16 protein-coding genes, 1 tRNA gene and 2 pseudogenes are annotated in these 18855 nt (G+C 69.5%); 7 read left to right on the top strand and 12 right to left on the bottom strand.

Annotated elements, in window-relative coordinates:
* Positions 1-42: 42 nt before the first annotated feature.
* From rplL to BCY76_RS10030, 3 genes are all read right to left on the bottom strand, one after another.
* A complete protein-coding gene (gene rplL / locus BCY76_RS10040) occupies positions 43-432 on the bottom strand; it encodes a 50S ribosomal protein L7/L12 (RefSeq protein WP_070158998.1) in 390 nt (129 codons plus the stop codon).
* Between the two features lie 149 nt (positions 433-581).
* The gene (gene rplJ, locus BCY76_RS10035; protein WP_070158999.1) at positions 582-1103 is read right to left on the bottom strand and encodes a 50S ribosomal protein L10; all 522 of its coding nucleotides are present in this window, start codon (positions 1101-1103) and stop codon (positions 582-584) included.
* A 398-nt stretch (positions 1104-1501) separates the two neighbouring features.
* The gene (locus tag BCY76_RS10030) at positions 1502-3340 is read right to left on the bottom strand and encodes a hypothetical protein (RefSeq protein WP_070159000.1); all 1839 of its coding nucleotides are present in this window, start codon (positions 3338-3340) and stop codon (positions 1502-1504) included.
* A gap of 498 nt (positions 3341-3838) precedes the next feature.
* On the opposite strand from BCY76_RS10030, the gene BCY76_RS10025 reads away from it, so the two are divergent.
* Entirely contained in the window at positions 3839-5527 is a 1689-nt protein-coding gene (locus BCY76_RS10025) for an alpha/beta hydrolase (protein WP_201791112.1), read from the top strand.
* Between the two features lie 134 nt (positions 5528-5661).
* Here the strand turns inward: BCY76_RS10025 and BCY76_RS10020 are convergent, their stop codons facing one another.
* Positions 5662-5817, bottom strand: a complete 156-nt coding sequence (locus BCY76_RS10020; protein ID WP_139827727.1) for a helix-turn-helix domain-containing protein — start codon at positions 5815-5817, stop codon at positions 5662-5664.
* A complete protein-coding gene (locus BCY76_RS10015) occupies positions 5817-6680 on the bottom strand; it encodes a TrmB family transcriptional regulator (RefSeq protein WP_139827726.1) in 864 nt (287 codons plus the stop codon). Before BCY76_RS10015 ends, BCY76_RS10020 begins: the two co-directional genes overlap by 1 nt.
* Positions 6681-6834: 154 nt before the next feature.
* Between BCY76_RS10015 and BCY76_RS10010 the strand changes: the two genes are divergently transcribed.
* On the top strand, positions 6835-7809 hold the full coding sequence (locus BCY76_RS10010; RefSeq protein WP_170922650.1) for an AsnC family transcriptional regulator: 975 nt from the start codon (positions 6835-6837) through the stop codon (positions 7807-7809).
* Here the strand turns inward: BCY76_RS10010 and BCY76_RS19320 are convergent.
* A complete protein-coding gene (locus tag BCY76_RS19320; protein WP_237090085.1) occupies positions 7755-8057 on the bottom strand; it encodes an amidase family protein in 303 nt (100 codons plus the stop codon). The genes BCY76_RS10010 and BCY76_RS19320 overlap by 55 nt on opposite strands.
* A complete protein-coding gene (locus BCY76_RS10005; RefSeq protein WP_237090084.1) occupies positions 8024-9184 on the bottom strand; it encodes an amidase in 1161 nt (386 codons plus the stop codon). Before BCY76_RS10005 ends, BCY76_RS19320 begins: the two co-directional genes overlap by 34 nt.
* Positions 9185-9448: 264 nt before the next feature.
* Between BCY76_RS10005 and BCY76_RS10000 the strand changes: the two genes are divergently transcribed.
* Both BCY76_RS10000 and BCY76_RS09995 read left to right on the top strand, forming a co-directional pair.
* Positions 9449-10192, top strand: a complete 744-nt coding sequence (locus BCY76_RS10000) for a DUF5058 family protein (protein WP_311024524.1) — start codon at positions 9449-9451, stop codon at positions 10190-10192.
* An 896-nt stretch (positions 10193-11088) separates the two neighbouring features.
* Positions 11089-12324 carry an amidohydrolase gene (locus BCY76_RS09995; RefSeq protein ID WP_083277334.1) on the top strand — a complete coding sequence of 412 codons (1236 nt, stop codon included), beginning with the start codon at positions 11089-11091 and terminating at the stop codon, positions 12322-12324.
* Positions 12325-12485: 161 nt separating this feature from the next.
* Here BCY76_RS09995 and rplA read toward each other — a convergent pair whose 3' ends face one another.
* From rplA to BCY76_RS09970, 5 genes and pseudogenes are all read right to left on the bottom strand, one after another.
* The gene (rplA, locus tag BCY76_RS09990; protein WP_070159003.1) at positions 12486-13193 is read right to left on the bottom strand and encodes a 50S ribosomal protein L1; all 708 of its coding nucleotides are present in this window, start codon (positions 13191-13193) and stop codon (positions 12486-12488) included.
* Positions 13194-13278: 85 nt separating this feature from the next.
* Positions 13279-13709: pseudogene (rplK, locus tag BCY76_RS09985) on the bottom strand (50S ribosomal protein L11).
* A gap of 168 nt (positions 13710-13877) precedes the next feature.
* A pseudogene (gene nusG / locus BCY76_RS09980) lies at positions 13878-14680 on the bottom strand (transcription termination/antitermination protein NusG); the annotation flags it as partial.
* A 150-nt stretch (positions 14681-14830) separates the two neighbouring features.
* Positions 14831-15061, bottom strand: coding sequence for a preprotein translocase subunit SecE (secE, locus tag BCY76_RS09975; protein WP_139827725.1), 231 nt, complete (start codon positions 15059-15061; stop codon positions 14831-14833).
* A 151-nt stretch (positions 15062-15212) separates the two neighbouring features.
* Positions 15213-15285, bottom strand: a tRNA-Trp gene (locus BCY76_RS09970).
* A 266-nt stretch (positions 15286-15551) separates the two neighbouring features.
* On the opposite strand from BCY76_RS09970, the gene BCY76_RS09965 reads away from it, so the two are divergent.
* The 3 genes from BCY76_RS09965 (at position 15552) to BCY76_RS09955 (ending at position 18838) form a co-directional block, all read left to right on the top strand.
* Positions 15552-16772 (top strand): pyridoxal phosphate-dependent aminotransferase, encoded by a 1221-nt coding sequence (locus BCY76_RS09965; RefSeq protein WP_070159005.1) that lies wholly within the window; start codon positions 15552-15554, stop codon positions 16770-16772.
* A gap of 188 nt (positions 16773-16960) precedes the next feature.
* Complete coding sequence (locus tag BCY76_RS09960; protein WP_070159006.1) at positions 16961-17992, top strand: 6-phosphofructokinase; 1032 nt, start codon at positions 16961-16963, stop codon at positions 17990-17992.
* Positions 17993-18067: 75 nt separating this feature from the next.
* Complete coding sequence (locus tag BCY76_RS09955; RefSeq protein WP_070159007.1) at positions 18068-18838, top strand: GNAT family N-acetyltransferase; 771 nt, start codon at positions 18068-18070, stop codon at positions 18836-18838.
* Positions 18839-18855 lie beyond the last annotated feature (17 nt).

Here is an 18855-nt window from a genome sequence, read left to right as displayed (position 1 = left end):
AGATCAGGTGACCTGCGAGAAGCGGTCCTCAGACCGCGACCATCACTTGAGGGTGACGGTGGCGCCGGCGCCCTCCAGGGCCTCCTTGGCCTTCTCAGCGGCCTCCTTGTCGACACCCTCGACGACAGCCTTGGGGGCGCCGTCGACCAGCTCCTTGGCCTCCTTCAGGCCGAGGGAGGTGAGACCGCGCACCTCCTTGATGACGCCGATCTTCTTGTCGCCAGCGGCCTCGAGGATGACGTCGAACTCGGTCTGCTCCTCAGCAGCCTCGCCCTCGCCACCACCGGCGGCCGGGGCCGCACCGGCGACGGCCACCGGAGCGGCGGCGGTCACGTCAAAGGTCTCCTCGAACTGCTTCACGAACTCGGAGAGCTCGATGAGGGACATCTCCTTGAACTGCTCGATCAGCTCGTCGTTGCTCAGCTTCGCCATGGTTGGCGCTCCTTCTCTGTCTTGGCGTGCCGCGCCGTCGGTCCGACGACGTCGACACATGCGGATCTTGGTGGTCACCACCGCTCCTGCGGAGCGATGTGGCAAGGCCCCCGGTACGCCTCCGGGACCTCACCGTCGTGTCACTCGGCTCAGGCGGCCTCTTCCTGCTTGGCCCGCAGCGCGTCGGCTGCCCGTGCGATCTTGGAGATCGGGGCCTGGAAGGTGGCAGCAGCCTTGGTCTGGGCGCCGATGAGCGCCCCGGCCAGCTTGCCGAGCAGAACCTCACGGGATTCAAGATCCGCGAGCTTCTTCACACCCTCCTCATCGAGAGCGGCGCCATCCATGTAGCCGCCCTTGACGATGAGCTGAGGGTTGTCCTTGGCAAAGTCACGCAGCGCCTTGGCCACGTCCACGGGGTCCCCGTGGACGAAGGCGATCGCGGACGGACCGGACATCTTGCCCTCAAAGGCGTCGACGCCGGCTTCCTTGGCCGCGATCTCGGTGAGCGTGTTCTTCACCACGGCGTAGTTCGCGTTCTCCCGCACGGACCGCCGCAGAGTCTGCAGCTGGCCCACGGAGAGGCCGCGGTATTCCGTGAGCACTGCGGCGTTGGAGCTGCGGAACTGCTCCGCGAGCTCGGCAACGGCGGCAGCCTTCTCAGGATTCGCCATGGCACTCCTTCCGATCAATCGAGCCGGCCAGGTCCTTCCAGAGGTCCAGGGCATGAAAAAAGCCCCGGTGCGCAGGCACGGGGCTCGGATGACTCCCAGCAGAGACGCCGTGAGAACACGGGCCTCCCGATGGGGAGATCGGCTCGAGGTGCACCTGCGCAGGTCGCCCGGAAGGGTCTTTACAGTTGCGCCGCACATCGAGCATGCTGCTCGACGACCGTGGAGCTCAGCGCCACTGCTCTCCACACGACGACAACGACCGGCGGTCTTTGGTCAGCGCTCATATTACACAGCCGACGGCGCCGGAGCAAAACGGGCCCCGACGGCGCCGCACGCGCGAGGAGCGGTCCCTCTCCGTCGGGAGAGGGACCGCTCCTCAGCAGGTGGGCGGCAGGCGCTCAGCCGCGGCGACGCACCAGGCGTGCCCGGTGGGCGAACGCCATGAGCGCGGCACCCAGTGCCAGGAAGGCCCCGGCGATCGTCCCGGCGGTGCGGGCCTCGACGCCGGTCTCCGCCAGCTTCTCGCCGGAGGACTCGGCCGGGGCCTCGGTCTTCGCCTCGGTCTTCGTGTCAGCCGTCGAGACGACCTCCTCCTCCGTGGAGTCCTCGACGGTGACCGTCACGCCCTCATCGGAGAGTTCGACGTCGATGCCGGCAGCGGTGTCCTCGGCGGCATCGTCGTCGTCATCCTCCTCGGAGACGCCCTCCTCCGCGTCAGAGGTGGACTCGTCCTCGGCGACAGGCTCGTCACCGTCATCCTCGGAGGCAGACTCCTCGTCTCCCTCATCCTCGGACGACGCCGAGTCATCCTCATCCGACGGGGTCGACTCGTCGCCATCCGACGGGGACTCATCCTCGTCCGGCGGGGTGACCTCACCTTCGTCCTCATCGTCCTCGTCATAGATCTCGACGTCCTCGTCGTTCGCGTTGCGCAGGAAGTCGGTGGGGACATAGAAGAGGAAGAAGTCGGTGGTGTCGAGAGCATCCGCGAGCTCAGGGCTCTCGACCATGATCCGCTGCCCGATGAGGTCGGGGTTCCGTCCCTCACCCACATCCTCCGGCGAGTCGGCATGAGCAAAGCGGATCAGCGTCCCGGCCGGGATGTAGGCCAGCACCTCGTCGTTGAGCCCCTCGGTGTAGGAGCCATAGACGGGTGCGCGGTCCGTGACCACCGCAAGGTTCCACAGGTCGCCGTCATACTCCGGGTCGTCCAGATCGACGGTGGGTGCCTCCGATTCCGTCGGCGTCGGCCGCGGGCCGTCGGAGACCGCGCTGTCATCGTCGACGGAGGTGATGTGGTCGGTGCGGATCGAGACAGACTCCACACCGAGCTCGCGCTCGAAGAGGTCGTCGGTGAGGGTGACGAACCCTCCGGCCTCGTCGACCCGCTCGAGGTCGCCGGTGAAGCGGACGATCGAACCCTCCGCGATGTAGGCGATCGGTTCACCCCACTCCCCGCCAGTCTCGAAGACCGGAGCCCGCTCCGTGACGACGAGGACGACCTCGTCCTGGTAGTCAGAGGCATCGCGCGGCGGGAACTCCAGGACCGGCACATCGGCGTCCGGCACGTCCGTCTCAGGAGCGTCCTCATCGGGTGCACCGTCGGCGACAGCGGCGACGTCCGAGGGAGAGAAGTACACGACTCCTACCCCGAAGTGCTCGGCGAAGATGCCGTCAGAGGAGGAGATCCTGGACCAGTCGTCATCCGCGTCGAGGTCACCCGAGGAGTGCTGCAGCACGCCGCCCTGGGCGACGTAGCCGATGACCTCGAGCTCTCCGTCCTCATCGATCACGTGCACGGGCGCAGGGTCAGCCGTGACCTGGAAGAACTCGTCCTCCTGGCCGGTCACGTCACGCGGTCCGACCGTGATGGTCGGCAGCTCGCCGGCATCTTCAGCGTCCGCGTCCTCAGCGTCCGCGTCCTCACCGTCACCCTCTTCGGAGCCCGCACCCTCCTCCTCGGAGACGGGCTCGTCCCCCTCAGAGTCAGCGTCGTCCTCGTCGGAGACCGGTTCGTCGCCGTCTGCGGCGTCCTGGTCCCCACCCTCGGTCGCGTCCTGGCCGTCGTCGACGGTCTCGTCCTGAGTCTCCTCGACGACCTCTGCCGAGTCCGGCTCCTGCTCGGTGTCCGCGGAGACGGGCGCCATGCCCAGTCCCAGCATGCCGGCGGTCACCGCCGGGCCAGCGATCAGCGCCGCGGCCAGTCGCCCCTTCTTCGTGGTCAGTTCCTCGGTCATGAACCCCTCATGTCTCGGCCCGCACGCATGACGGCAGGCCTGTTCATCTGGTTGCTGATGCTGCTCGGCGTGGCCCGCAGGCCGCCGCGCCCTGGGCGCAGGACACCGAGGCGCCTCCATGCGTCGCCCCACCTCTCAGACGACGGAGACTCCTGTGACAGTAGCGAAGCGTTCAGGAGGATTCAAGGTTTTGTCAGGATTCTTTCCAGCGACGCAGGTCAGCGACTGAAGCGCACCACCCCCGAGCACACCTCTCGGGTGGCGGAGCCCCGGCGGAGTCGGCCACCGTCAGTCGTGGTGGCGGATCCGCGTCATGGCACATGTACGCCACACTGTTCCTCTTCTCAACGAGACGTGCGGCGCAGAGCATGGTGATCACCTGTCACTCGACCAGGAGAACATCTGTGATCACTCCATCCATGACCACCCGTGCGGCGGCGATGCTCGCCGCGGGTGCGCTGACTCTGACCCTCGCCCCCGCGGCGAGCGCCGCACCCGGTGCCGGCGACGTCGTCGTCCCCGCATCCCCCCACGCCGCCCACCCCCGACGCCGGAGAGCTGGGCGCCCATCTTCTCGACCAGGACCTCGAGTGGGAAGACTGCACGTTCCCCAGCGTCGCCCCCGAGACGGAGGCCGCACTGCAGGAGATCGAGGGACTCGCCTGCGCCGACGTCACCGTCCCCCGCGACTGGCACGACCCCACCGACGGCGAGACGCTGACCGTTCGCGTGTCGGTCACCGACACCGCCGACCCCGACCTCTCCCAGGGAATCGCCCTCGTCAACCCGGGCGGACCCGGCGGCTCGGGCCTGCCCTGGGGAGCCGCGATGGCCATGCGCTCACCCGAGCTGGCCGAGCAGTTCAACTTCGTCGGCTTCGACCCGCGCGGAGTCGGCGAATCCACACAGCTCATCTGCGAGTATCAGCCGGACGCCTCCCATGACGCCTGGGAGGACTCCGCCGCCGCAGTGGACGGCTGCCTGGAGAATCCGCTGACCCCGTTCATCACCACCGAGCAGACCGCCTATGACATGGACTTCATCCGAGCCCTGCTCGGTGAGGACCAGATCAGCTACGTGGGCTACTCGTACGGCACCTGGCTGGGCAGTTGGTACCAGACGCTCTTCCCCAGCCACTCCCACAGGTTCCTGCTCGACTCCGCCACGGACCTGACCCGGAAGTCCCTGCAGGAGACCTGGGACCTGCAGCCGCGCAGCCGGGACCGGCAGTTCCAGGACATGCTGCTGCCCTACATGGCCCGCAACCACGACACCTACCAGCTCGGCGAGGACCCGATGGAGATCCGCCGCGCCTGGGAGAACGCCGGCGGCACCCGTGACCCGCTGGGTGCGCTGATCACCGCGCAGATCGTCATCCCGGCCATGTACTCCACCGCCGGATACCCTGGTGCGGCAGACGCGATCGCCACGTTCATCGCGCTCGACGCCCCGGAGGCCGACGGCGCCGAGGAGCTCTCCGCGCAGCTGGAGGACTTCATCGCCTCCTCCGGCGGTGTGGCCGTCGACGAGGCAGAGGCCTCCGTCGTGCAGGCCCAGCTCTTCGAGAAGGCCCGCGAGGAGGTCCAGCGCCTGGTCGAGGTCGAACAGGCCGCCGTGACCGGGGAGACCGTCGCGTTCTCCGGAACGTTCAACGCGATCCGGTGCCAGGACGGCCAGTGGAACCAGTCCCAAGGCTATTGGAACGCCTGGGTGGCGGACCTGAACAACAAGGCTCCCTACATCGGCCCGCTCATGGGCGCCCCGCTGTGCGCCCACTGGCCGGCGGTCACTGAGAAGCCGAAGCCGCATCAGCGCACCCACCCGGACACGCTGATCCTCCAGGCCGAGTTCGACGCCGCCACCCCCTACGAGGCCGGTGAGCGCTCGGCGAAGATCATGCCCAACACCACGCTGATCAGCGTGAACAACGAGGGGACCCACGGGATCTTCCCCTATGGCACCACCTGCGTGGACGACCCGGTGGAGGCCTTCTTCCTGGAGGGCACCATGCCTCAGAACGTGGTCTGCGGGGCGCTTCCGCTGCCCGGCGAGGACCAGGCATACCAGGTCGGCGGGGACATCCATGAGGCCCAGCAGTCGGTGAAGGTCAAGATGCGCACCGACGCGGTCAAGGAGGCCAACCGGATGGTCCGCGAGATGCTGCTGGAGCAGCACCACGGCCAGTGACCCGGTGACCCCTCGCGTCGAGCCCCTTCCCGCCGTCGGCGGGGAGGGGCTCGCCCGCGTCTGACCGCTCCACACCGGGGCGGCCGACGTCGGGCCCCGCGAACTCAGGTCCTCAGGGAGAGGTCAGGCAGGGCTCAGACCAGCCAGCCGCGACGCGCGGCCTGCACCCCCAGCTGGAAGCGGGTCCGCGCCCCGGTGCGCTCCAGGAGGTCCTGGACCCTGCGGGAGAGCGTCCGCCGGCTGATCCCCAGCTCCCGGGCCATATGTTCATCGGTCAGTCCGGAGGCCATCAGCCGCAGCAGCTGCCGGGTCTGACCGTCGACGTCGTCCAGATGCGGGATGTCGTCGGCCACCCCGAGGGGCACCGACGTCGCCAGATCGAGTCGAAGAGCCCGATCAGTGCGTCCAGCAGAGGCGAGGGGTGGACCACCACACCGGTGACCCGCTCCTCCTCGTTGAGCACGATGAGCCCGAGATCGTCGTCCATGAGGCGCAGGCGCATCGGCACTGCGGCATGCACTCGGGCCTCCTCCCCCAGATCCACGGACTCCCCGATCGCCCGTCGGATGTCCGGGGCCGCGGCGGCGTCCTCGCCGTACACGGTCCGATACCGGATCCCGCGGGGCAGCATCTGCCGCTGGATGGGACACATCTCCCCCGCCGTCGAGGGCGAGTAGGGTCCACGGTCCAGGGAACGCACCTCATGCCGGACCGCCAGCTGCGAGGAGTCCGCCACCTGCGTCACCGCACTGCGGCCGTGCAGGACCTCCACGATCTCCGTGCCGGACTCGGTGGGTCGGTCCCACAGGGAGCCGAGCTGGTGCTCCAGGTGCAGCACTGCCTCCGCCTGACGGCGGTGCCTTCGAGCCACTGCCCGCAGGACCTGGCGCGGATCGTTGAGCAGCCAGACGCCGTCGTCCCCCGACTCCCCCAGCAGCCCTGCCGCCGCCAGTTCGGCGCGCACGGGTTCCGGCGGGATGACCCGGCGGCTCCCCTGAGCGAGCAGCGTCAGATAGGCCTCCGCCGCCTCCCCGGAGAGGCCCAGCCGATGCAGCTGGTGAGCGTCCATCGTCGAGGCCACGGCCGGGGACTGGCTGGGCGACGTGCTGGGCGACATGCTGGATTCTGGCGTGGCCGGTGCGGCAGTGTCCATGAGGCGCGCTCCTCTCCGTTCCCCTCGGCGAGCTCCCGGGCCACGTTACCGGAGCGTCAGGGAGATCCTCGTCACAGGGTCAGCACCACGGGAGGTACGCTCGACTCTGACATCGATGGGACGGCCGATCGGCCGCCGCGGAGGAGGAGCGCCTGTGCTCGATGACCTGGAGCGACGCATCGCCGAGGCCCTGCAGATCGACCCGCGGGCCAGCTGGCGACGCATCGCCCGGGTCCTGGGCGAGCACGAACGGCTCATCACCCGCCGGGGCACTGCGCTGCTGGAGTCGCGCGGCGTCGTGGTCGCCGGGGTCCGTCACGAGGGGTCGAGCACCTTGGTCCGCGGCATCTGCCACCCCGGCGCCCGACTCACCGCCGCTGAAGCCCTGGCCCTTCGTCCCGACTCGACCTTCACCTATGTGCTCTCCGGCGCCTTCGACGTCGTCGCCGAGATCCACCGGCGCCCCCGCTCACCGGCGTACTCCCTGGACGCCTCCATCACGCCGGGGCTCGCGCGGGCCGAGACGCTGCCCATCCTGAGGTACTTCCGCACCATCCGCGGGTGGCGGCTGGGAGTCCTGACCGAGGCCGAGTCCCGAGCGCTGACCCGCGGCCCCTCGGAGACGTTCCCCGAAAGCGAGACCCCGGAGCCCGACTCGCCGGTGGACCTGGCGATCATCGACGCACTGGAGGGCGACGCCCGGATGAGCCTGGACGAGATGGCCCGCCGCGCGGGAGTCTCCGAGTCCACGGTCCGCCGGCGTCTGGACCTCCTCCAGGAGAAGAACCAGGTCAGCATCCGCGCCCTGGTGGAGCCGGCGGAAGCCGGGCTGCACACCGAAGCCCTCCTGTGGATGCGCGTGGCGCCGCACCGGATCCACCAGGTGGCCACCGCCGTGGCGGCCGAACGGAGCGCCCGATACGTGGCCGTCGTCGCCGGGAGCTGCCAGCTCATGGCCGATGTGACCGTGCCCGACCCGGCGGCGCTGTACCGGCTCCTCACCGAGAGCACCTGGGCCAGCCATGTGGAGGCCCTCGACGTGTCGATGGTCGCCGGCGCCCGGAAGCGCGGAGGTCAGCTGTTGAGCATGCCAGGGGCCACCGAGGACCAGCCCGTGGCCCGCTCATAGGCCCAGGCGTACTCCAGCAGCCACGGATCCCGCAGGTGGTCCGCACTCAGCTGGATCCCCGTGGGGAGGCCGCCCGGGTCGAAACCGGCCGGCAGGGCGATGGTCGGCACACCGGCCGCGGAGAGGACGGACGCGGAGCGCATCCACTCCAGATAGGTGGACATGGGGCGGCCGTCGACCGTCGAGGGCCACCGCTGGGAGCCCTCAAAGGGCGTCAGCTGGGCCCCGGGGCTGAGCAGCAGGTCCACCTCGCTGAAGCAGGCGCGGGTCGCCCGACGCAGATCGGCCAACAGGCGCGCGCGCCCAGGATCCGCTCGGCGGAGAGCGCCAGGCCCTCCTCCACGTTCCACACCACCTCTGGCTTGATCTGCGCGCGATGCTCGCGCACCAGCCCACCGAGCGCGCCGGCGAAGTCGAGGGCGCGCACCACATGGAAGACCTCGTCGGCGGCGGAGAAGTCATGGCGGGACTCCACGACCTCGGCCCCCAGCTCCTCGAAGACCGCCACGGCACGGTCCAGCGCCTCCCGCATGGCCGGCTCCACCGGGATGTCCGCCCCGTGGTCCACGGTGACGCCGATCCGCACACCGCGCAGGTCCTGGGTGTGCGGCTCCCGACCGGTGAGGGCGAACCGCTCGGGCGTCAGGAAGGGAGTACCGGGAAGCTCCGGGGTGCCGGCGACGGCGGCGCGCATGAACAGCGCGATGTCCTCCACGGTCCTGGCCATCGGTCCGCTGCGGCCCAACCAGGACTCGACGCTGTGGGGCGGGGTGCCGGGCAGCAGGCCGTGAGACGGACGGAAGCCGACGATGTTGCACCAGCAGGCCGGGTTGCGCAGGGAGCCGCCCATGTCGCTGCCTTCGCCCAGCGGCTGGCACCGGGACGCGACGGCGGCGGCCACTCCGCCGGAGGAGCCCCCGGCGCTGCGGGTGGGGTCAAAGGGGTTGCCGGTGGCGCCGAAGACCTCATTGAAGGTGTGGGAGCCGGCGGCGAACTCGGGCACGTTGCTCTTGCCGGAGGAGACCACGCCGGCCGCACGGAGACGCGCGACGAGCGGGTCGTCACGCTCGGGGACGTTCTCGGCGAACAGCGGCGACCCATGGGTGGTGCGCATGCCGGCGACGTCGTGAGTGTCCTTATGCGTCATGGGCAGACCGTGGAGCAGGCCGGTCGGCCGTCCTGCCGCCCGCCGCTCGTCGGCGTCCAGGGCCTCCCGCCGCGCTCTCTCCGGGTCCAGGGTGACCACGGCGTTGAGCTGTGGATTCACCGCCTCGATCCGGCGCAGATGCGCCTCGGTCAGCTCGCGGGCGCTCAGCTCCCCCCGCGTGGTCCGGCGGACCAGCTCGGTCGCGGACAGCTCCAGCAGCTCGTCCATGGTTCGTTCCTCCCTCAGCGAGGCGCCCGGCCCGGGACGGGGCTCATGGCGTCGAGTGTGTCCTTGACCACCACGGTGACGCACAACTCCGCCCACGGCGACCCCTGACGGAATGAGACACGACCTGCGTCGCATTCCGTCCACCCTTGCCTGGGCCAGTGATCCTTCTCACACTCGAGGCATACCCCATGGACGGGGCACCGCAGAGTCCGGCACCGACGCCGCCCCGGCACGCACCGTCCGACATCCGAAGGAGGGCCTTCCGTGATCTCCCCGATGCACACCGTGGCCACCGCCGACATCTCCGCGGTGGCGCACTCACCCTGGCTCTGGGGCAGCGCCCTGGTCATCTTCGGCATCATCGCCGTGCAGTCCTGGATCTATCTGCGGGCCGCCAAGACGGCCGGAGACGGCGTGGGCCTCTCTCGGCAGGACCTCAACCGTGCCTTCCGCTCCGGCGCCGCCGCCTCCGTGGGACCGTCGCTGGCCGTAGTGCTCGTGGCGATCGCCCTGCTCACCCTGTTCGGCACTCCCGCCGTGCTGATGAGGATCGGCCTGGTCGGCTCCGCCGCCACGGAGACCGCCTCGGCCACCATCGCCGCCTCCACGATGGGGGCAGACCTCGGCGGCGCGGGCTGGACCCAGGACGTCTTCGTCGTGGCCTTCTTCGTGATGTGCGTCTCCGGCAGCGCCTGGATGCTGTTCACCCTGATCCTCACCCCCGTGCTCTCCCGAGGCAGCAAGAAGCTGAGCTCCATCAGCCCCCGCGCCATGCGGATCATTCCGGGAGCGGCCCTGCTGGGCGCGTTCCTGGCCATCGCCGTCACCGAGGTGCCGAAGTCGTCCATGCACGTCGTCGCCATGGCGGTCTCCGGCGCGGCGATGGCCCTCATGCTGCTGATCGCCCGCCGATGGTCCGTCGGCTGGCTCAAGGAATGGGCCCTCGGCCTGGCCATCCTCGTCGCACTCGGCGTCGTCTACCTCACCCACCACGGCATCCTCGGCTGAGCGCCCCGACTCCGGCCGCCGGCACCCTCCACTTCCCTGACAGAGAGGCCACCATGAGCACTGCAGACCAGTCCATGCTTCACTTCGAGAGGACCACCGCACGGTGGGGTCGGCTCACGATGGGCGCGGGCCTGGTCGTCTCCCTCGCCGCCCCCATGCTGCTGCTCAGCCTGGGCGACTTCTCCATCACCGGCGGCCAGCTGATGACCGCCTACCTGGCCGTCGCCGCCGTGTTCCTGGCCTTCGCGATCATCGAGCCCATCACGTACTTCCCGATCCTCGGTCAGGCCGCCATGTACCAGGCCTTCATGATCGGCAACATCTCCAACAAGCTGCTGCCCGCCGCCGTCGTCGCGCAGAACCGCATCGACGTGCGGCCCGGCAGCAGGCACGGCGACCTCGCGGCCGTGGCCGCCATCTGCGGCGCGGCCAGCGTCCACATCGTCTCTCTGCTGCTGTTCGTCGGGCTCTTCGGCACCTGGTTGCTGCGCGTGATCCCCGAGTCGGTCATGGAGGTCACCCAGCTCTACATCCTGCCCTCGATCCTGGGCGCCGTGGTGGTGCAGGCCGTGGTGACGGTGCGCCAGGCACGCAGCACGGCCTTCGCCCTGATCATCGCCTGCCTGGTCATCCTCGTGGCGGTCCCTCTGGCACCGGCCATCGGACCCTACGGTGTGGCCATCACGGTGCTCCTCACCGTCGTGGCTCCTGGGTCTTCCGAGGAACGGCTCCCGCACAGGAGGATGGACCCGAGCCCGCCGCCGCCGAAGACGGCGAGCTCCCGGAGGATGCCCGCAGCCCGCAGTGACGTCCTCACGGCGCTTCGACACCTGCACCGCGCACCTGACCACCCACCTGACCGCCCTTCCCACCGCCCATCCCAGGAGGACCGCCCCATGACCGAGAACCCCGCCCCCACGCTGGCCGGCTTCGCCCTCGCCGCCGCCGAGCGGACGCAGATGCACCAGCTGTACCGCACGCTGCACGCCGAGCCGGAGCTGAGCATGCAGGAGCACCGCACCGCCGCGCGGATCGAAGGCATCCTCGGCGACCTCGGGGTGGAGCACTTCCGCTGCGGCGGCACCGGTGTGGTGGGCATCCTGCGCAACGGCGCAGGCCCGGTGGTGGCCTTCCGCGCCGACACCGACGGCCTGCCCATCGAGGAGCAGACGGGTCTGGAGTACGCCTCCACGGCACGCGGAGTCCTGCCCGACGGGACGGAGGTGCCGGTGATGCACGGCTGCGGGCACGACACGCACGTCGCCGCGCTGATCACCGCGGCCCGCCTGCTGGTGCGCGAGCGGCAGCGCTGGTCCGGAACCGTGGTGCTGATCTTCCAACCCGGAGAGGAGACCGCCGCCGGGGCCCGGGCGATGGTGGACGACGGACTGTGGGACCGCGCTCCCCGTCCGGAGGTGGTGCTCGGCCAGCACGTCTCACCGGCGAAGGCGGGCACCGTCCTGCTCAGCCGAGGACCGGCCATGGCCATGGCCGACTCGTTGCGAGTGCGGGTGCTGGGCCGGCAGACCCACGGATCCCAGCCGGAGAACGGTCGGGACCCGATCGTCGCGGCGGCCGCCATGGTGACCCGGCTGCAGACCATCGTCTCCCGGGAGCTGGCTCCCCAGGATCCCGCCGTCGTCACCGTGGGCACCTTCCATGCGGGGCTGAAGGAGAACATCATCCCGGCCGAGGCGGAGTTCACGATCAACGTCCGCACGCTCTCCGGAGAGGTCCGTCAGAAGGTGCTGTCGTCGATCCGTCGGATCATCGGTGCCGAGGCGCTGGCTGCCGACCTTGAGGAGCCGGAGATCAGCGAGATCTACGACTTCCCGCTGAACCACAACGACGAAGACCAGGCCACGACTCTGCTGTCCGTGCTGGGCTCGGCTCTGGGCGAGGAGGCCGTGACCGAGACCGGCCCGAAGATGGGCTCCGAAGACTTCGGCTGGCTGGGCGAGTCCATCGGCGTTCCGTCGGTCTTCTGGTTCTTCGGCGGGACCGCCGACGGCGACCCCGAGGGCCCCACCAACCACTCCCCCTTCTTCGGGCCCGTCCTGGAGCCGACCCTGGGCACCGGGGTGACCGCCGCACTGGCCGGGTTGCTCCACTGGGTGGGCGTCAAGGACTGACGGAGCCCCGCGGACACAGGAAGACGCAGCAGACAGACACAGCCCCAGACACAGCCCCAGACACAGCAGAGCCCCGATGCACCGGGTGCATCGGGGCTCTGCTGTGTCAGTGTGCTGCGTGGGTGCTGAACCTCAGCGGCTCAGCGGAGCGACGAAGATGCTCAGGCGTCGACGACGACCTTGGTGACGTTCGGGTCCACCTGGATGCCCGGACCGAAGGTGGTCGAGATGGTGGCCTTCTGGATGTACCGGCCCTTCGACGCCGACGGCTTCAGACGCAGGATCTCGTCCAGCGCGGCGGCGTAGTTCTCGGCCAGCTGCTTCTCGTCGAAGCTGGTCTTGCCGATGATGAAATGCAGGTTGGAGTGCTTGTCGACACGGAAGTCGATCTTGCCGCCCTTGATGTCGGCCACGGCCTTGGCGACGTCGGGGGTGACGGTGCCGGTCTTCGGGTTCGGCATGAGGTTGCGCGGACCCAGGATCTTGCCCAGACGACCGACCTTGCCCATCATGTCGGGCGAGGCGACGGCGGCGTCGAAGTCGGTCCAGCCGTCGGCGACCTTGGCGATGAGCTCGTCGGCGCCGACGTGGTCAGCACCGGCCTCCTCGGCCTTGGCGGCGTTGTCACCCTGGGTGAAGACCACCACGCGGGCGGTCTTGCCGGTGCCGTGCGGCAGGTTGACGGTGCCGCGCACCATCTGGTCGGCCTTGCGGGGATCGACGCTGAGCCGGAAGACGACCTCCACGGTCGTGTCCTTCTTCGACGGGTTGGTCGACTTGGCCAGGGACACGGCCTCGGCGGGCGAGTAGACGGTGTCCTCGCCGATCTTCTCGAGAGCGGCCTTGTATGCTTTGCTGCGCTGTGCCATCTGCGATGTTCTCCTTAGCAGGTGTGGTGTGACGGGCCGCGCCCGGCCCTTTCCCACGATGTTCTGTTCAGCCGGAAGGCCGGTGTCAGCCGTCGACGGTGATGCCCATGGAACGGGCGGTGCCGGCGACGATCTTGGAGGCGGCCGCCAGGTCGTTGGCGTTGAGGTCCTCCATCTTGGTCTGCGCGATCTCCTCCACCTGAGCCTGGGTCAGCTTGCCGACCTTCTCGGTGTGCGGCACGCCGGAGCCCTTGGCCACACCGGCGGCTTCTTGATCAGCTCGGCGGCCGGCGGAGTCTTGGTGATGAAGGTGAAGGAGCGGTCCTCGTAGACCGTGATCTCCACGGGCACCACATTGCCGCGCTGCGACTCGGTCGCGGCGTTGTAGGCCTTGCAGAACTCCATGATGTTGACACCGTGCTGACCGAGCGCAGGGCCGATCGGCGGGGCCGGGTTGGCGGCGCCTGCCTGGATCTGCAGCTTGATCAGGCCGGCGACTTTCTTCTTCGGGGCCATGTGAAGCGTCCTTACATGTCGTACGTGTCCCTGCCGCCACAGGAGTGTGGACGGAGGGGTTGGTCACCATGGCGGCGATGACCGGCTCGACGCCGCGGACCAAAGCAATCCGCGACGTCGAAAGTCTGTGAAGTTGTGGCGACCCCGCTCGGCGAGGAGCCGGGAACCTCAGTAGATCTTGTCGACCTGGTTGAAGTTCAGGGTCACCGGGGTCTCCCGCTCGAAGATCGAGACGAGGACCACCAGCTGGCGGCTGTCGGGGTGGATCTCGGAGATCGATGCCGGCAGGGTCGCGAACGGACCGTCGTTGACCGTGACGGACTCGCCGATCTCGAAATCGACGGTGACGTTCTGCGCCGGAGCGGCGGCCTCGGCGGCCGAGTCCTCGGAGTCGCCCTCGATCCGCTTCGGGGCGTCCGGCTTGCCGAGGCGGTGCTCGGCCAGCATGTCGAAGACCTCGTCGAGGGTCAGCGGGTGCGGGTCGTGGGCGTTGCCCACGAAGCCGGTCACACCGGGAGTGTGGCGCACCACGCCCCAGGAGGCGTCTGTGAGCTCCATGCGGACCACCACGTAGCCCGGGATGCGGACCCGGTTGACGATCTTGCGCTGGGTGCCCTTGATCTCGACGACCTCCTCCATGGGGACGTCGATCTCGTAGATGAAGTCCTCCATGTCCTGGGTCTGGATGCGGGTCTCCAGGTTGGACTTCACACGCTTCTCGTAGCCGGCGTAGGTGTGCACGACGTACCAGTCGCCCAGCTGACGACGCAGCTTGCCACGCAGCTCGTCGGCGCGCTCCTCGTAGGACTTCTCCTCCTCGGGAGCGTCCTCCGCCGGAGCCTCGTCAGCCGCAGCTCCTCAGCCGGAGCCTCAGCGTCGGCCTCCTCAGCCTCTGCGGCAGGAGCCTCGGCGTCAGCCTCCTCGACGGCGACGTCGTCGTCAGCCTCGACGGCCTCGACCGCCGCCTCCTCGGCCTCAGCTCGGTGTGCTGCGAAAGTTCCTGGTCAGACACTGTTCTCCTGCTTTCCGTGGTGCTCGCCGCGGCCCGTCCTGGCGACGGATGCCTCGGTCGCTTCGTCTCTCACGTCATCGCTCGCCCGGCCGACGTCGGCGACGTCAGCTCATTCGCCGGCGCCGTCACCCTCGACCGGGACGTCTGCGGGAAGCTCCGTGGAGCCGTCACCGAAGATCCACTCCGCGCCGTTGCTGAACACCCAGTCCAGCCCGGAGACGATCAGGATCACGATGATCACGAAGACCAGGACGACCAGCGTGTAGTTGGTCAGTTCGCGACGAGTCGGGACGACGACCTTCTTGAGCTCGTCGACGACCTGCCGCAGGAACAGCCACACCTTCCCGAAGGACCCTTCGGATCGCCTCCGTCAGGCGTCGACCCCTGCACATCAGTGGAAGGCGTCTGGGTCACGGAGGGCTCCATCTGGTCGAAGGGACGCGTGTGATCGATGCTGTATGCCTGAGCGGCCGTGTCGACGACGCTCAGCGCAGGGCAGACAGGACTCGAACCTGCAACCTACGGTTTTGGAGACCGTTGCGCTACCAATTGCGCCACTGCCCTTCGGGTCACGGCGGACCTGACCTGACCATTCTCCCATCGAACCACCGGGCCGCAAACTGCGGAACAGGGGACCTCGACGGGCACGGCCGTGCCAGGTGCACAAGACACCGATGGACAAGTTTACGGGCATACCGCCTGCCACGGCAAACCGGGCGCTTCCGCCCTGACCCGCGGCGGCGCGCTGCCGGTAGTGTGGTGACCCGCAGGCGCCCTGCCTGCCCGTCAGTGTCGACACCGTCCACGCTCGCGACAGACAAGGAAACCCGATGACCGCTCCGTCCTCCCGCGTCTCCGACCGCATCGGCTCGATCGCCGAGTCCGCCACTCTTGCCGTCGACGCCAAGGCGAAGGCCCTCAAGGCAGCCGGAGAGGATGTGATCGGGTTCGGCGCCGGGGAGCCGGACTTCCCGACTCCAGGCTACATCGTGGACGCCGCCGTCCAGGCGGCCTCCGAGCCGCGGTTCCACCGGTACTCCCCGGCCGCCGGGCTGCCGGAGCTGCGCCAGGCGCTGGCGGAGAAGACCACCCGGGACTCCGGCTTCGCCGTGGAGCCCGGCCAGGTGCTGGTGACCAACGGCGGCAAGCAGGCCGTCTACAACACCTTCGCCACGCTGCTGAACCCCGGCGACGAGGTCATCGTGCCGACGCCGTACTGGACCACCTACCCAGAAGCCATCAGGCTCGCCGGCGGCGTGCCCCGCGAGGTCTTCGCGGGCCCCGAGCAGGGCTACCAGGTGACCGTCGAGCAGCTGGAGGCCGCGCTGACCGAACGCACCAAGGTGCTGCTGTTCGTCTCGCCGTCGAACCCCACCGGTGCCGTCCACTCCCCCGAGGCCACCGAGGAGATCGGCCGCTGGGCCGCGCAGAAGGGCCTGTGGGTCGTCACCGACGAGATCTACGAGCACCTCACCTACGACGGCGTCCCCTTCACCTCCATCGCCTCCCTGCCCGAGCTGGCCGACCAGGTGGTCGTGCTCAACGGCGTCGCCAAGACCTATGCGATGACCGGCTGGCGCGTCGGATGGATGGTCGGCCCCGCCGACGTCATCAAGGCCGCGGCGAACCTGCAGTCGCATGCCACCTCCAACGTCGCCAACGTCTCCCAGATGGCCGCCCTCGCCGCGGTGACCGGGCCTCTGGACGCCGTGGAGGAGATGAAGGTCGCCTTCGACCGGCGCCGCCGCGCCATGGTGGAGGGCCTCAACGCGGTGGCCGGCTTCTCCTGCCCGACCCCGCAGGGCGCCTTCTACGCCTATGTGGACGTCCGGGACGCGCTGGCGGACGGTGCACGGCCGGCGGAGGTCGCCGGACGCACCCCCACGACCTCTGCCGAGCTGGCCGAGCTGATCCTCGAGGAGGCGAAGGTCGCCGTCGTGCCGGGCGAGGCCTTCGGGCCCAGTGGGTACCTGCGCCTGTCCTACGCCCTGGGCGACGACGACCTCGCCCGCGGCCTGGAGCGGATCCAGCGCCTGCTCGGCACCGCTTGAGCACCCCCCGGTCCTGTGCCAGCGGCGCCAGCGGTGCCGGTGGAACGCACAGGACGCCCGCGGGGCTCACCGCCGTCGCCGCCGCATGTGAGCGTCGCGGGCATCACACCATAGACTGGAGACATCCACCTGCCGAGGGCGCCAGGTCATTCACCACTGATCACACCAGGAAAGGGATGAGCTGAACCATGCGCATCGGACTCCTCACCTCAGGCGGAGACTGCCCCGGCCTCAACGCCGTCATCCGGTCAGCCGTGCTGCACGGCATCAAGAGCTACGGCGACGAGTTCGTCGGCTTCCGCGGCGGCTGGCGCGGGCTCATCGAGGGTGACTACATGGAGCTGGGCCGCCAGGACGTCCGGGGCCTGGCGCGCGACGGCGGCACGATCCTGGGCACCTCCCGCACCCACCCGTACAACCACCCGCAGGGCGGCCCGGAGAACATCCGGAAGATGATGCGCCGCCATGACATCGACGCGGTCATCGCGATCGGCGGCGAGGGCACCCTGGCCGGCGCGCGCCGACTGGCCGCCGACGGTCTCCCGGTGGTGGGCGTGCCCAAGACCATCGACAACGACCTGAAGGCCACCGACTACACCTTCGGCTTCGACACCGCGATCTCCATCGCCACCGACGCGATGGACCGACTGCGCACCACCGGCGAGTCCCACCACCGCTGCATGGTGGCCGAGGTCATGGGTCGCCACGTCGGCTGGATCGCACTGCATTCGGGCATGGCCGCCGGTGCGCACGCGATCCTCATCCCGGAGCAGAAGGTCAGCCTGGACCAGGTCAACGAATGGGTCGAGCAGGTCCACTCGCGGGGACGCTCGCCGCTGGTCGTCGTCGCCGAGGGCTTCATCCCCGAAGGCGCCGAGGAAGCCTTGGCCGGCAAGGGCCAGGAGGCCGACGGGCGCCCGCGCCTGGGCGGCATCGGAGAGTGGCTCACCCATCAGATCGAGGAGACCACCGGCATCGAGACCCGCAACACCACGCTGGGACACATCCAGCGCGGCGGGAACCCCACCGGCTACGACCGGGTGCTCGCCACCCGCTTCGGCATGAAGGCCCTGGACCTCGTCCACGAGGAGGCCTGGGGACATATGGCCGCGCTGCGGGGCACCGAGATCGTGAAGGTGGACCTCGCCGACGCCCTCGACGGACTCAAGGAGGTCCCGCAGTCCCGCTACGAGGAGGCGAAGATCCTCTTCGGCCGCTGAGCCGGCCGGCGAGCACCGGCTGACGAGCACCGGTCCTGATCAGCGTCCGCCCGGGCGGCGCGTAGAGTGGCCTGCATGTCCCTGACCGAGCAGACCCGGCAGATCGTCAAGCTGGCCTGGTGCCGCATGCTGGACCTCGAGGACACCGACCTCGACCTCGGCGACCCCCGGGTACGGGTGGAGGCCGTGGCCGAGGACGCCGCGGCGGTGACGTTCGTCCGGCTGTTCGACCGCACCGTGATCTTCGGACCCGCCGAGGTCATCGGCGAGGCCCGCCGGTACAGCGATGCGGAGCTGGCCCGGGAACGCACACTGCTGTCTCTGGTGCGCGCACATCATTCCGGCGCCCGAGCGCTGGGTGCCGCCCACCTGCTCTACTGCGAGGAGCCTCCGCAGATCAGACCGCGCGCCGACGTCGCCGTCTCCTTCGAACCGGAGCATGTCACCGGGCTCATGGCCGCCTCCCCGGCCGACGACGTCGCCGCCTCTGGGCTCGCGGAGGCCGGCTGGGCGGCCGCCCTGGTGGAGGAGCGGCCTTCGTCCGCTCCCGGTGCACCGGGACACAGCGAGGGCTCTGCCGGGGCCGATTCCCGGGAGCAGGTGCTGGCCGCCGCAGGCCGGGAGGTCTGGCAGCAGATGATCGCTCAGCTGGGTGTGCTCACCCATCCGGCCCACCGCGGGTCTGGCCACGGACGCTACATCGCCTCCGTGGCGGTGGAGGAGGCGTTCGTCGACGGCCTCGTCCCGCAGTGGCGCGCCGCCATGGACACGGAGGCCTCACATCGGGCCGCCATCCGGCTCGGCTTCAGCGAGGCCGGCTCCCAGACCACAGTCCTGCTGGACTGAGGCGACGCGCAGACTGG

Origin of the sequence: Nesterenkonia sp. PF2B19, assembly GCF_001758425.2 — a bacterium.
GTDB classification, from domain to species: domain Bacteria; phylum Actinomycetota; class Actinomycetes; order Actinomycetales; family Micrococcaceae; genus Nesterenkonia; species Nesterenkonia aethiopica.
The sequence above is the reverse complement of the archived record's forward strand: the minus strand, read 5'-3'. Positions and strand labels throughout refer to the sequence as shown.